Below are 14,709 nucleotides of genomic sequence, written 5' to 3'. Positions count from 1 at the left end.
TTTAATTATTTATAGACACAAAAAAAGGGCTGGCCCTAGACCAGCCCTTTATTTTAATCGCTTAATTTCTTGTGATTGCGTAACGGCCTGTTTCAATCATATCGAAAGTGATATTGGCTGCTTCATCCAAGAATGGATCTAATTCTTCCATATCTTCGGGTAGGTCGTCCAATGATGTGACGGTTTCCATCCCCATTCTCTGTAAACGTTCGTTAGCACGAGTAAGTGACTTTTCTTCTGCCTCTTTTTTCTCGGCTTCGCGTTCAGACTTCACTAAAGAGATGTAATCCTTGTCTTTGTTCTCTTTATACTCTTCAATATCATCGTAAATATAAGAAAACTCGGGGTTTTGAAGAATACGTTTATTGTGTTTGGCAGTTAACACGTCCAAAGCAGCGGTACCATCGGCAAACGTTGTGTAATTTGCTCGATTAATGCTGTCCCACGGTAACGCATTTTCTGCTTGGGCTTCGCCCCATTCTGACGGCTCTACAGCAGACGGGTATAGAATGTCAGGAATGACGCCTTTATGCTGGGTACTCCCGCCATCAATACGATAGAACTTCGCGATAGTAAACTGAACACTACCTAATGGGTTGTCATAAAGGTCATAAATTTTACCTAATCCGCGGTGCTGCTGCACTGTACCTTTACCAAAGGTTTGTTCACCAACAATGAGTGCGCGATTATAGTCCTGCATGGCTGCTGCGAAAATTTCTGACGCAGATGCACTATAGCGGTCCACTAATACCGTCAGCGGACCATCGTAGGCTACTTCACCGTCCGTATCACGGTTTACGCTTACTTTACTTTGACCATATCGAATTTGAACAACCGGGCCTTTTTCTATAAACAAACCGGTTAATAATGTGGCTTCAGTAAGCGAACCACCGCCGTTACCACGTAAATCAACGATTACGCCTTTTACGTTTTGTGCTTTCAAGCTCTCGATTTCTTTTGCAACATCCATACTAAGGTTGTTGTAAAAGCTTGGAATCGTGATAACACCTAACGGCTCACCAGCGTGTGGGCCGGTTTGAGGAACATATACTTCAGATTTTGCTGCGCGGTCTTCAAGCTTTATTTTATCGCGAGTTAAACTAACCACGGAAGTTGTCTTTGAATCACTCGCGCCTTTCTCAACCTGAAGGCGAACAGTACTTCCTTTTGGGCCTTTAATTAACTCAACCACTTCGTCTAATCGCCAGCCAATGACATCCACAAATTCTTCATCGTCTTGCGCTACGCCGACAATTTTATCTTCAGGCTTAATTGCGCCTGACTCATCGGCTGGACCACCTGGCACAACGCTTTTGATAACCGTGTAGTCATCTTCGCTTTGTAGCACCGCGCCTATACCTTCAAATGACAAGTTCATGTCCATTTGGAAACGTTCTGCATTTCGCGGTGATAAATAACTGGTGTGCGCCTCAATGGTGCGAGCAAATGCATTCATTGCCGTTTGAAAAACGTCTTCGCTCTTTGCCTGCTTGGTACGTTTAATTGCTCGTGTATATCGTTTGGTAAGAAGCTCTTTCGCCTCTTCCCAAGTTTTATCCGCAAGCATAAGATTCAACGCATCGTATTTTACGCGTTGACGCCAAACTTCATCAAGCTCTGCTTTGCTAGCAGGCCAATCAGCGTCCTCTCTATCGTAATAGAACTTATCGCCTTCCTTTTCGAAGTCGAACGGGCCCTTTTCCAACAGTGATAACGCAAACTCATAACGTTCAATTCGTCGTTTTGCGCTCACATTGTACATATCGTAGGCAACAGAAAGATTGCCTTTACTCAGCGCATCGTCGAACAGGGTACGGTATTTTTCGAAACCTACCACGTCAGATAACAACAATACTTGTTTATTGTGATCGAGTGAGTCGATAAAGCGCTGATAAACTCTGGCTGAGAGTACGTCATCCAACGAAATTTCCTTGTAGTGCGCCCTAGTAAAAAGTGCGCTTACTCGCTTTGCGGCAACACTGTGTTGAGATTCCTGTTGTAAAATTGGAAGCTCGTCTACATCGGGTGTTGACGTAACAGCGCCTGCTCCTACCCCTACGGTAAGAAAAGCACTAGCAATGGAAATTCGAAGGATGTCTCTCATATTTACGACCTCTTGGAGCGTGCCAAACGTAAAGCGTCAGCGTTTACTTTAACTACCATGCCTGAGTCTAATTGAACGTGAATGCCATCTTTAGCAACTTCGGTAATTACCGCAGGCATAGGTGCTTTACCTAACTTAACGGTAACTTTCGTGCCTTGCTGTAAATCGCTGTCGGTCAATTTAGCAGGTGGTGTATTGTTTGGTCTGTTATTTTTCGGTTTAGTTCCGCGCTTAGCATCAGCATGGTCCGAATTTGCAGATTTTTCACCTTTTGGACGATTAAATTGACGTTTGTCTTTGCGCTTGGGCTGCTGTGAAAGCTTGGCTTTGCGCTTTTCAGCGGCTTTCGCTTTGCTCTCTTCTAACTGCTGTTGCGCATGTTCAGCGTGTTCTTTTTCAATTGCATCGCCTTCAACGCCGTCTAAATCCACACGATTTGCACCCTCTTTGATGCTATAAAGATAGCGCCAGCTGTTGGTGTAATGACGTAGTGTAGAGCGAAGCAGCGTTTTACTTACGCGTTCGTCTTCTTCTAAACGGGTGGCAAGATCTTGAAAAATACCGATCTTAAGTGGGCGGGCCTCGCCTTCAATGCTAAAACATTTCGGAAAGGTCTCTGCAAGGAAAGCTATCACTTCCTTACTGTTAGTAAACTTCTCTGGTGATTCCATTAACTTTCTAAATTATTCAAGAGATTTCATCGTTGCTTGCATCATCCCAAGTTGCCAGCGTGTGGTCAACCCAATCAAGCAATTCGTCGTCATCTATTTCTAATAAATGCTTATCTTGTTGCCAAGATTCCCATGCATAGTGCAAAATTTGCTCTAAACGCTGTGTTTCAATATCTTCTTCCGCATTGTCATAAACCGCATGAAGGATAAAGTTTAAACGCTCAGATGCCTCATCTGGGTCATCGTGAAAGTCTTCCATATCCTCAAATGTGGATAAAACAACATGTATATCGACACTGGATTTCATAATTATTTCTGCGAATCCATGAGAATTTGAGCAATTTCGACGAGCCCTTTTTCGTCTTCTTCGCTAAAACGTTCAAACACAGGGCTATCGATATCAAGCACACCTACAAGCTCATCATTGATTACAAGTGGAACAACAACCTCAGAGTTAGACGCGGCATCACAAGCAATGTGCCCTTCAAATTGATGAACATCTGCGATGCGCTGGACCGTTCTTGTACTGGCACTTGTACCGCAAACGCCTTTTCCTAACGGTATGCGAATACAAGCAGGCTGACCTTGGAATGGCCCAAGTACCAATTGTTCTTCTTTGAAAAGATAAAAGCCCGCCCAATTTACCTCTTCGAGGTTATTAAAAAGCAGCGCACTGATGTTGGCCATATTGGCAATGAGATCATGCTCACCAGAAACCAAGCTTTTCGCTTGGGCAATTAACTGGCTGTACTGTTGTTCTTTCAAACGATTTTCCTGCTATTGAACAATATTAAAAGACACATTAATCCGCGCTTCTATCCGCTCCTGACCAGGCAGAGACATAGACATGTCTTTGGCAAAAGCTTCAGCACGCATTACTGGAATCGGCATATTGCCACCAGATTCTGAGATTGCAACTACTTCACCTAATTCCACGTTTAATTCTTTTGCCAACAAGTGTGCGCGCTGCTTTGCGTCTTTAACTGCAGCAATCAACGCTTTTTGGTAAGCATCTGCTTCACCAATAGTAATAAAGTTGAATTGTTGAACTCGGTCAACACCGCGTTTAAGCACGCCATCTAGCACCTTGTCGTAGGTTCCAAGGTCAGTTGAAGTAACCGTTATATCTCTTGAAAGGACAAAACCTTGTTGTTCTCGCCCTTGCGGCGTATTGGTATAGCGTGGTTGTAGGCGAACCTGCATACTTTGAATATGCTTTTCTTCTATACCTTGATTAAGCAAAAACTTAACAATAGAGCGTAGATCCGCATCTAGCTGTGTATTAAGTTTACCTACTGTTTCACCCTGCTCTTCTACAACTAGTTTCACTGAATAAGCATTTGGTGTTACTTCTACGGCACCTACGCCTTGTACATTCATCACTCCATCTTGAGCTGCTTGAGCGGAGAACATTGGAGTGGACCATGCGATTGCTGCTGAAGCCCAAAGAGCTCTCTTCAACATGTTTGATTTAGTACGCGTCAACAATTTCATATTGATTCCTTTTCAAATTGCATTTTAGAAACTATGCGTGGAGGATAAAGGTCCATGGCTGAATCGTGGATGAATGCTTTGATGTGGGAAATATTAGCACTTAACCGTAAGCGAGAAAGTTACAACTTCGTCGAGCAGCGTTATTTATGGGGTAAGCCCCTTGTTAACAATAGAAAACAGGGGCTACGAGTTACGACTATTTCAATACGCTACGCAGCGCTGCTAGACAGTGGTCTATATTGCGTGGTTTACAGGCATAGCCCATTAACCCAATGCGCCATACTTTACCAGCGTGATCCCCCAGTCCTGCACCTATTTCTAAATTGAAATCTTCTAGCAGTTGTTTGCGAGTGGCAGCATCATCAACACCGTCTGGTATTTTGACAACGTTTAATTGAGGTAAACGATAATCGCTGTCTACGGTTAGCTCTAAATTTAGCTCACTGAGGCCCTGTGCTAGTTTTTCATGTCCAGAAGCATGTCGCTGCCACGCATTTTCTAAGCCTTCTTCTTTTAAAATTAGAAGCGATTCGTACATTGCATACATGCTGTTAACGGGCGCTGTATGGTGGTACGCACGTTTAGCCCCCTGACCCCAGTAACCGACAATCAAATTCATGTCTAAAAACCAGCTTTGCACTTTTGTTTTTCTGTTTTGAATAACGTGAACTGCTTTATCACTAAACGAAACTGGCGAAATTCCTGGAACGCAACTTAAGCATTTTTGCGAGCCTGAATAAATTGCATCAATACCCCAACCGTCCACGTCTAATTCAATGCCGCCTAACGAAGTAACCGCGTCGACAATAGTTAAACAATCGTATTTTTGGGCGAGTTCGCAAAGTACTTTTGCTTCATTACGCACACCCGTTGATGTTTCTGCATGAACAAAGGCTAGAATTTTAATTTCGGGGTTGGCTTTTAGGGCATCTTCAACAGCATTGAGGTCCGTTTGCTCACCCCACGTATTATTTATGGTGATAGCTTCACCACCGCATCGCTCAACATTTTCAACCATGCGGTTACCAAAAACGCCGTTAATGCATACAAGTACTTTATCGCCAGGTTCTACCAGATTAACAAAACACGCTTCCATACCCGCAGATCCAGGGGCAGAAATAGGCATAGTGAGCGCATTTTCGGTTTTAAGTGCATATTGTAATAGCTGCTTAGTTTGGTCCATCAACTCAATGAATAGAGGGTCTAGATGACCCAAAGTTGGGCGGGCCATAGCGTTTAATATTCTTGGGTTAACGTCGGATGGTCCTGGTCCCATTAAGGTACGCTCAGGCGGTATAAAAGTAGAAAACGATTGCATAATCCAACCTTTTTTTGTTGTGAGGGCCAATTGTTATAGTAAGTATCATGCCTTCAAAGCATGACTCATAACGTCATACTACAAGTTTAGGGAAACGGAACAAGCGTCTGTGTTCAACATAAACAACATGAATGAAAGTTATGCATTATATCTGTATTTGAATATACGCAGAAGGTTTTAATCCGGACATCAAATGGGGAGCATTACTGCATGGAACGATATATTAATGTACTACAAAAATTTTTTACCACATCCGACCAGGAGCTAGTTCTTTGAATTTTAAAGTTTTAATTTTATCTTTAATCGGCTAGAGAGCCTGTAAGATAAAATTCACACAATTGTTGTTTATATTTTGAGCATATTTAAACTATACTAATTGTCCGTTTAAAAATTTTTATTTAAACTCTCCCTGTAAAAGTTAGCGCACGGCTCAGCAATGAGCCATTCCCCTAGGCCCGGAACGTTTGTTCTGGGCATTTTTTATGGGGTAAGAAAAGTTAAATGGTGAGTAGAATTATTACTCATCAATCTGTTGCAAAGATGTCATGTAAGTCTTTGCATTGCTGACATAGTGGTCTGCTGATGCCTTCAATTTTGGCTCTACACTCTCATCAAAAGTCCTGATAACTTTGCCTGGTGCCCCCACAACTAAACTGTAGTCTGGAATTTCCATGTTTTCAGTAATGAGTGCATTAGCACCGATAATACAAAACTTTCCAATTTTGGCACCGTTCAGTACGACAGCGTTAATTCCAATTAATGAATAATCGCCAATTTCACAACCGTGCAGCATAACTTTGTGCCCTACGGTTACTCCTTTTCCAAGTACCAAAGGAATTCCAGCGTCGGTATGTAATACGCTGCCATCTTGGACATTTGTATTTTCACCCAAAGTTATTTTATCCATATCACCACGGATTACGGCGTTAAACCAAACACTGGCTCCCTCTTTAAGTTCCGCATTCCCAATAATATGGGCACCTGGTGCAATAAACGCACTGTCATGAACTTGCGGCGATGTCGAACCTAATTTATAACGCATTCACTTACTCCCTATTCGTCTACTTTTCTCATTAGTCCTTCTTGCATAGTTGAGGCTATTAGTTCGCCACTTTGATTGAATATTTGACCGCGAACCAGGCCTCTAGAACCACCACTAAAAGGGCTTTCCATTGCGTATAGCATCCATTCATTCATGCTTATTGGGCGATGAAACCACATAGCGTGATCAATGGTCGCTATGCGAAGCGACTTATCAGTTACAGCAACGCCATGAGGTTGTAGTGAGGTGCTCAAAAAATGATAGTCTGATGCATATGCAAGAGCAGCTTGATGCACAGCAAGTTGCGCATCCATGGTATCTCTTGCCTTTAACCAAATATAACGGGTTGGTTCTCGCTTAGCTGAATGATACGAATTAGCTGCATCAACCGTGCGAATATCTACCGGCTTATGGTAACTCAAAGCTTCTTGCATAGGGCGCGCAATTTTGTTGAAGTTTGCTTCGTAAAACTCTATGTCAGATTGGACTTCTTCAGGACTAGGGACATCGGGCATAGATGGGTTTTGATGCTCCATGCCTTCTTGCGGCACTTGGAAAGATGCCGTCATATAAAAAATGTTTCTGCCATCTTGTATCGCTTTAACCCGACGCGCAGAGAAGCTCCTTCCATCGCGCACTATCTCAACATCGTACACGACAGGTTTCTTAGCATCACCGGGTAAAAGGAAGTAGGTATGAAATGAATGAGCTACTCTGTCTGGTGATACTGTTTCATAGGCTGCTGCTAGTGCTTGCCCCAAAACCTGCCCGCCAAATAAAGCTCTAAAGCCTAGATCCCAGCTTTGACCTCGATAAATGCCAGCTTCTACTGTTTCGAGTTCAAATAGTGATGATAGTTTAATCTCAGACATCTTGTACGTTCTCTTCAATAACTGCTTTCGGGTTTCGCGGATAATATTTCTCAGGCAATTTTGCTTTGTGCTCGAAAAAACGCGTGTCTTTATAGGGTAACTTCATAAACCCTGAAATGCCTAGCCCTTTTATGTTAGGAATTTGTTGCACCACCTGCGCCAGCAAAGCTTTAAATCGCTCTTCTTGGCTATGGTCGAGCAACGTGTAATAGTTGTGAATCTTCAAATGCTTAGGTAATGCTTCGAATATAATACACCCAGTGTGGTGTATCGTATTTAACTGAACAATAGTTTCAATAGTATCCTGTGGCAGTTTTAGTAATTCATCGGGATCATCGCCGTCTTCGAAATAGGAATGAGTCCGGCTTTCATCTTTTTGCGCAGAAATACGTGATAACTCATAAGGAATGAAAAGGTCACTGCTAGGTATAAAGGCTTCATCTTCACTGCTGCGCTCAATATGAAGGGTATTTTTGGCGTTAAACATACAGCATTTAAATACCGCAGGTTTATGAATAGCTCTTGCTAAATTAATAACGTTATTTACCGCTAAATCAAAGGCACTTTTGAGGGCTTCATCATACAAATTTAAGCTGGAATCCACATATATACCCTCGGGCTCCCAACGTACAGCCATACCGCCTACTACCGGATAGCGCCCTAGCCTACTAATGGCTGATACAAATGCTTTTTCAGTATTTCCCATACCCTGCAGGTAGTTTTTGTAGTAGCGATCAAATTGCGCGTCGTCTATGTAGCGCAACTCTTCAACTTCTTTATCATCTAAAGAATCAGATAATAGCGCCTGTTGGCGTAAATAAGACTTCCGCGAACTATAAACAACGGTTTCTATGTCAGCATTAAGAGTATGGGTTAGCCATGTAGGAATTAATGGGGTGTACTGCGCCTTATTGTCTTGTGCGAAAACCATATTTTTTAGGACATGAAGGTGGTTAAACAAGTAATCCCCTCCTTGTCTTCTTTTCACAGGATCATCACTAAGCATGTATTCCAAGATGTTAGCGAGCATTTTGGGTAACCCAAGGGATGATGGGGTAATGACTTTACTGCCATAGCGACAAGATTGCCCAGATGCTAAAGCGTATAGAGTGCTAGCTAATCCCTGCTCATCAAAGCGAGGGCTAGAAAGTGCGCCGTTTAATTGCTCTTCCCCAATAAAGTAAACATCGCCTAGTCGTGCGTTTGTCTGATGAAGTTCGCCTGACATTAAATCCATCACATTGTTACCCACATACTGCCCATGAATGTCAGTTTGTGCGAATACTGAAGAGCCCCAATCTATTAACCCAATGGATTCATTAGTGGCATCCCAAACAAGATTTGAGGGTTTAATGTCGCCGTGAACAATGGGCTTGATTTCCCCATTTTCGCTGTATTGCCTGAAGCTCGATAAAAGTTCCCCCACTTGAACGGCTATCTTGACAATTATACGGGGCGATAATGGGCCTGTTTTCAAGCTCACTTTTTCTAGATCTTCGCCAGGCGCTCTGCCCATTACTAAGATTGATTGCTTACGTATCTGTTGATATTCGATAAAACGCGGTACAAACTCGTGGTTAACGTGAGAAAGCATAAAAGCTTCCTCTTCTAACCGGTCTTGAACATGCTGGGGTAAGGTTATACGCGAGAACTTAAACACACGTGATTCACCACTTGGTGCATTTCCAGCAAAAGCAAAGCCAAATGCGCCTTTCCCTAAAAGCTCAATGTCGCTATATCCTAACCCTTCTAACTGAGAGATACACAAATTCACCCAGTCTTTTAGTTTTTTAGCATCTGCATGAGATAGCAAATAAATTGACTGTTCGTCTGGTATGTAGAAGTGTTTTAAGCCTTTAAGTTGAGCCATTTCTCAGTTTCACAGTTGTATGGTTGTTTTTATAGCGACTAGACGATAATAAACTTTTTAAAAACAAATCACCTTGCGTTAACTGTTAGGACAAGACGCTTTTAGCTGTCTTCATTTACCCAAGTAACGTGTGCGGTGGCGTGAAAACCTGCTTCATTAACACTGAGCATTTCAACAACATTTGTTAATGCACTGTCTAGGCTTATATCTAGCTGCCATGGTGGGTTGAGTACAAATACACCTGAACCATACATACCTGCGTCAGGCGTATTTTCTGCAACACATATTTCTGCTTTAAAGCAGGGGCGTCCAAGTTCGGCGAGCTTATCGCACATTACTTCACTTGCTCCGCTCTTAGCGCCGGCCCTTTCTGATAGCAGCGGGTACCACACAACAATTTGCGCCTGCTGCCAACGTTTTAACACCTGCTCGACGCCTTTAACAAGATCGCTATACTCATTTGCTCTCTCATAAGGTGGATCGATCAAAATAGCACCGCGATTAGGCTTTGGAGGCGTAAGTGCTCGAAGGCCTTCGTAGCCATCTCGCTTGTGCACATGGCTAAGTCCGGTTCGAAGGCGTGACACGTTTTTCTCTAATTTTTGGAATTCGCCAGGATGAAGCTCCATTAAATGCAAAGTATCAATGCCACGTTTAGCTCTAGCGCTTATTGCAGGCGAGCCTGGATATTGCTGTTGCGCTAAGAAAGGTTCGCATAATGACAGGTAGTCATTAAGTAAGCGTGGTAAACCTTCCGTACTCTTGTTTTCTGAAGCTTGGTTTTCCAAAGCCGCAGATCCATCACCTTGCCCCAAAAGACGAGAAATTCCCGATTCATACTCTTTGTTTTTCGACGATAGATCGTCAGTTAAATCATATGTGCCAGCACCGGCATGCGTGTCAAAAAGTGTAAATGGCTTATCTTTCTTTTTTAAGGCGTTGATAACACCAATCCAACAGAGATGTTTGATGACGTCGGCGTGATTGCCAGCATGAAAGGCGTGTTGATAACTAAGCACAAAACCTCAGTAAAATTTTCATTTGTTTATAGGAAGCTATAATAACGCCATCCCGCTGTGAGGTACACAAAACAAAAAAGGCCAATACGGTTAATATTGGCCTCTCTACTATTTTGCTACAGCACATCAAAATGTATTAGGTAGATCATTTAAGGTGCATTAGCATTTTTTCTGGTTGAGTAAGATAACTCATCCATAAGTTATTAAAGCGCACCATAGTTGCACCATCAATGATACGGTGATCACCAGACCAATTAACTGCCATAATATGTTGTGCGCTAACATTACCCTCATCGTCAAAGCGAGGAAGCTTTTGCGTTTTACCCAACGCCACAATAGCGGCTTCCGGCTTGTTAATTACCGGCGTCGCAGTGATACCGCCGATAGCACCAATGTTTGAGATACTGATAGTACCGCCTTTTAGATGCTCGCCGGCTACGCGCCCTGCTCTCGCCTGCTCGATTATGTCTTGCATTTGACGGGCGATATCCAGTAGTGAAAGGTCTTGTACCCGTTTTATGTTAGGCACTAGAAGCCCAATCTTGGAATCGACCGCAAAACCGATATTGTGATCAGAATAGTAGCTAATCTCGGTGGTATCATCATTGAGCTGGCTGTTAATTACAGGAAACTCGTTAAGTGCCAGTGACATCGCTTTTACGAAAAATGGCATAAAGCTTAATTTAACGTTATTAGCCTCAAACTCAGGCTTGAGCAACTTACGCAATGACATTAGGTTGTCCATCACTAACTCGTCACTTACAGTGAAATGAGGAATTGTGTAGACCGACGCGGACATTTGCTTGGCCATGGCGGCCTGTATACCGCGCACTTTTTCAGTCTTAACGCTGCCTTTAACCACAGTGTTTGCGCTATTCGTATCACTTTTATGTAAAGTGGACTCGATTGACGAAGCAGATGATGTATCTTGTGCCGACGCACCAACATTCGTTTGTTGTAGGTTCATTACGTCAGACTTAAGAATACGCCCTTTTTTACCAGTGCCTTTAACCGAAGAAAGGTCGATATTTTTTTCTCTAGCAATACGTCTTACCGCAGGGCTCGCTAGCACCTTACCTTCAATAGCAATAGGTGGTTCAAACTCACCATCACTAAATTTCGATTGTGTTTTTTCATTTGAGGTTTGTGAAGCATTTGAGGATGGCGTGCTTGTCGCTTTAGATGCATCATCTGAATTGTCAGATGTGTTGTTTGTTACTGAAGAATCGCCCATAACTTCGAGTGCAAACAAGGCACTATGTACTTTAGCGATGTCACCTTGCGCGTAATAAAGTCGATGCACGGTTCCCGCGTTTTTAGCAGGAATTTCAACCACTGCCTTGTCGGTCATCACTTCAACAACGGCTTGATCTTCTTCAATTTCATCGCCCTCGGCTACATTCCATTTGACGATTTCACACTCTACGATACCTTCTCCGATATCTGGCAGAATAAAGTCCTCAATATGCTTGCCATTTAAAGCTTCCGACGTTGATAAACTTCCAGTGTCTGCCGCTGTTTGTTCAGGTCCCTCAGCGTTTTCTTTTACACTATGTGCATTCGCGTCAGTGGTTAAGTCGCTATTTGCATTTTCATCGGTTGCATCGTCAGGCGTCATTGAAAATAGTGGCTCATGGACTTTTGCAATATCGCCAACCGCATAATGTAGTTTATTAACTACTCCAGCATGCATGGCTGGAATTTGAACGGTAGCTTTGTCGGTCATTACTTCAGCTACGGGCTGGTCTTCTTCGATGTGTTCACCTTCAGAAACTAACCATTCTAAAAGTTCGCATTCAACAATACCTTCACCAATGTCCGGTAAGATAAACTCAATTGTCATTTCATTGTCTCCCGGCTTAATAATGAAGCGTACGCTTGATAGCTTCGTACGTTTTGGTCTCGTCTGGCATATATTCTTTTTCGTGAGCCAGTGGATAAGGCGTATCTAGCCCACAAACTCTGGCAATAGGCGCTTCAAGGTATAAGAAACAACGCTCTTGAATACTCGCCGCTATTTCGCTTGCAAAGCCACCTGTTAGCGGAGCTTCATGGTTAATGAGTAAGCGACCTGTTTTCATGACAGATTGCATCACTGTCTCAACATCCCATGGAAGTATGCTTCGTAAATCAAGAATCTCACACGACACGCCATCTTCAAGGGCCATCTCTGCAGCCTTTTGCAGGATTTCTATCTGGGCACCCCAGCCAAGAAGCGTAATGTCGCTACCCTCTTGCACAATATCAGCCTTACCCAGAGGCAACTCGTAATCTTCTTCTGGCACATCGGATACAGACGCTCGATAAAGTCGTTTAGGCTCCATAAACAATACGGGGTTTTTATCCCGTATCGACGCAAGTAATAGACCTTTTGCTTGGTAAGGGTCTCGTGGAATAACAATCTTGAGGCCCGGGCAGTGGGCAAAGAATGCTTCAGGTGACTGGCTATGGTAATGACCGCCAGCTATCCCACCACCGTACGGTGTACGAATAGTTAAAGTACCTACATCAAACTGTCCACCTGAACGATAGCGCCATTTGGCCGTCTCGTTTACGATCTGGTCAAAAGCAGGAAAGATGTAGTCACCAAATTGAATTTCTGCCACAGGAACAGAGCCCTGCGAAGCCAATCCATTTGCAAAGCCAATAATACCTTGCTCAGTGAGTGGCGTGTTAAAACACCGGGCTTTACCAAATTTTTCTTGAAGGTGACTTGTGGCACGGAATACGCCACCAAAGTGACCCACATCCTCACCAAAGACCATTACTTTCTCATCTTCGGTCATGGCTGTAATGAGTGCATTGTTAATTGCTTGTAGTAAGTTCATCTTAGCCATTATTTAACTCTCCCTGCGGTTTTAGGGTACATCTTAGGGTATTTTTTGATGTGGGCTTTTAGTTCGTTAAGCTGTTCTTTGAGGTGCCAAGGCGCTGTGTCGTACACATCTTCTACGATGTCTTCAATAGCGCATATGTCTGTCTTTTCACAACTTTTCATAGCCGCTAACACGTCTTGTCTCGCTTTATCAACACGCTTTTGGTTTTCTGCTGCATCAAACCACCCTTTGCTCTCTAGCCACCTTTCCATGCGAGCTATAGGGTCTTTTGCTCGCCATTTGTCTTCTTCTTCACGGGAGCGATAACCTGTTGGATCATCTGATGTAGAGTGTGCGGCTAGGCGATATGTCATGGCTTCAATAAGCACAGGACACTTTTCTTCGATGGCGATTCGACGGGCTTCTTTTGTTGCTGCGTAAATAGCTAAAACATCATTTCCATCTACGCGGATAGTTTTAATGCCATAGCCTAGGCCTCGCGACGCAATACCATCACCGGCAAATTGTTCCTCTGCTGGCGTTGATATGGCATAACCATTATTGCGGCAGAAAAAGATTACTGGGCAGTTCAGAACAGCCGCCATATTTAAGCCTGCATGGAAATCACCTTCTGACGCGGCACCTTCACCGAAGTAGCAAATGGTAACCACGTCTTTACCTGACATTTTCTGTCCATACGCATAACCTGAAGCCTGAGGGATTTGTGTCCCTAACGGCGACGATATAGTCATGAAGTTTAGGGGCTTATCACCGTAATGAATAGGCATTTGACGGCCTTTGTTCGGGTCATCCTTATTGCTAAACATTTGGTTCATGAATTGCTCTGTCGTATAACCACGATATGCGAGTGCGCCTTGTTCGCGATATTGAGACATAATCATGTCATCATCCGACAACGCTGCTGCACTTGCTACTGATGCTGCTTCTTCACCTGTACTGGCGAGATAGAAACTTATACGCCCTTGACGTTGTGCACCAACCATGCGCTCGTCCAATACACGGATGTAATGCATGGTATTAAAAATTTTTAATGCCTCATCTTTGTCAAGTTCCGGCTCTATCGCTTTTTCAATAAGCTGGCCTTCCGCCGACAAGATTTGAAGCATCGGGATATCAACAACCCCTTTCTTAATAATTTCGACCTTGTTTGTCGTTTTTACTTCGGCCAAATGATTTCTATCTTTCACGTTTGTTCCCCTTAAATATGAGGGTTAATAGCGACTTGAAAAGTTAAAAATATGCTAGATGAGAAAACACAGGAGTGTCTTTCTTATTCAAAGGTAAATATTCAAATGTATGAGATAGGCATACTCAATTAGCAACATTCGGGAGGATAACTGTCCTAACAAAGTAAAATGTATGTAAATATTTTGATAACGGCGTAGGATGAAAATTTTGCAAGATGCGATGAAATTAACGTAAGACGACAGAACGGCTGTGCTTGTTTATGTAATTTTATTTCAATTATATGCGGATTTTCTG

13 protein-coding genes are annotated in these 14,709 nt (G+C 43.1%); all 13 read right to left on the bottom strand.

Features of this window, described 5'->3' with window-relative positions; genetic code table 11:
* Positions 1 to 61 precede the first annotated feature (61 nt).
* The 13 genes from prc to ACYX4M_RS16675 all read right to left on the bottom strand — a co-directional run bounded on the left by prc (position 62) and on the right by ACYX4M_RS16675 (position 14,414).
* Entirely contained in the window at positions 62 to 2,104 is a 2,043-nt protein-coding gene (gene prc, locus ACYX4M_RS16735; RefSeq protein WP_476080964.1) for a carboxy terminal-processing peptidase, read from the bottom strand.
* Between the two features lie 2 nt (positions 2,105 to 2,106).
* On the bottom strand, positions 2,107 to 2,775 hold the full coding sequence (gene proQ / locus ACYX4M_RS16730) for an RNA chaperone ProQ (protein WP_476080963.1): 669 nt from the start codon (positions 2,773 to 2,775) through the stop codon (positions 2,107 to 2,109).
* A gap of 16 nt (positions 2,776 to 2,791) precedes the next feature.
* Positions 2,792 to 3,082, bottom strand: coding sequence for a hypothetical protein (locus ACYX4M_RS16725; protein WP_118494789.1), 291 nt, complete (start codon positions 3,080 to 3,082; stop codon positions 2,792 to 2,794).
* A 2-nt stretch (positions 3,083 to 3,084) separates the two neighbouring features.
* Entirely contained in the window at positions 3,085 to 3,540 is a 456-nt protein-coding gene (locus ACYX4M_RS16720; protein ID WP_476080962.1) for a GAF domain-containing protein, read from the bottom strand.
* 12 nt (positions 3,541 to 3,552) lie between these two features.
* Entirely contained in the window at positions 3,553 to 4,269 is a 717-nt protein-coding gene (locus ACYX4M_RS16715; protein ID WP_476080961.1) for an SIMPL domain-containing protein, read from the bottom strand.
* A 196-nt stretch (positions 4,270 to 4,465) separates the two neighbouring features.
* A complete protein-coding gene (locus tag ACYX4M_RS16710; protein WP_476080960.1) occupies positions 4,466 to 5,587 on the bottom strand; it encodes a pyridoxal-phosphate-dependent aminotransferase family protein in 1,122 nt (373 codons plus the stop codon).
* Positions 5,588 to 6,104: 517 nt separating this feature from the next.
* Positions 6,105 to 6,629 carry a gamma carbonic anhydrase family protein gene (locus ACYX4M_RS16705; protein WP_476080959.1) on the bottom strand — a complete coding sequence of 175 codons (525 nt, stop codon included), beginning with the start codon at positions 6,627 to 6,629 and terminating at the stop codon, positions 6,105 to 6,107.
* An 11-nt stretch (positions 6,630 to 6,640) separates the two neighbouring features.
* The gene (gene tesB, locus ACYX4M_RS16700; protein ID WP_334060141.1) at positions 6,641 to 7,501 is read right to left on the bottom strand and encodes an acyl-CoA thioesterase II; all 861 of its coding nucleotides are present in this window, start codon (positions 7,499 to 7,501) and stop codon (positions 6,641 to 6,643) included.
* On the bottom strand, positions 7,494 to 9,371 hold the full coding sequence (locus tag ACYX4M_RS16695; RefSeq protein ID WP_476080958.1) for a protein kinase domain-containing protein: 1,878 nt from the start codon (positions 9,369 to 9,371) through the stop codon (positions 7,494 to 7,496). Before ACYX4M_RS16695 ends, tesB begins: the two co-directional genes overlap by 8 nt.
* 101 nt (positions 9,372 to 9,472) lie before the next feature.
* The gene (locus ACYX4M_RS16690; RefSeq protein WP_476080957.1) at positions 9,473 to 10,390 is read right to left on the bottom strand and encodes a 23S rRNA (adenine(2030)-N(6))-methyltransferase RlmJ; all 918 of its coding nucleotides are present in this window, start codon (positions 10,388 to 10,390) and stop codon (positions 9,473 to 9,475) included.
* Between the two features lie 145 nt (positions 10,391 to 10,535).
* Positions 10,536 to 12,233, bottom strand: coding sequence for a dihydrolipoyllysine-residue acetyltransferase (locus ACYX4M_RS16685; RefSeq protein ID WP_476080956.1), 1,698 nt, complete (start codon positions 12,231 to 12,233; stop codon positions 10,536 to 10,538).
* A 16-nt stretch (positions 12,234 to 12,249) separates the two neighbouring features.
* On the bottom strand, positions 12,250 to 13,227 hold the full coding sequence (locus tag ACYX4M_RS16680) for an alpha-ketoacid dehydrogenase subunit beta (RefSeq protein WP_334060137.1): 978 nt from the start codon (positions 13,225 to 13,227) through the stop codon (positions 12,250 to 12,252).
* A complete protein-coding gene (locus ACYX4M_RS16675) occupies positions 13,227 to 14,414 on the bottom strand; it encodes a thiamine pyrophosphate-dependent dehydrogenase E1 component subunit alpha (RefSeq protein ID WP_476080955.1) in 1,188 nt (395 codons plus the stop codon). Before ACYX4M_RS16675 ends, ACYX4M_RS16680 begins: the two co-directional genes overlap by 1 nt.
* Positions 14,415 to 14,709 lie beyond the last annotated feature (295 nt).

This window comes from Alteromonas sp. ABV4_150, assembly GCF_056311745.1.
Note: the sequence above shows the minus strand (reverse complement) of the source record. Positions and strands in the feature narration are given on the sequence as shown.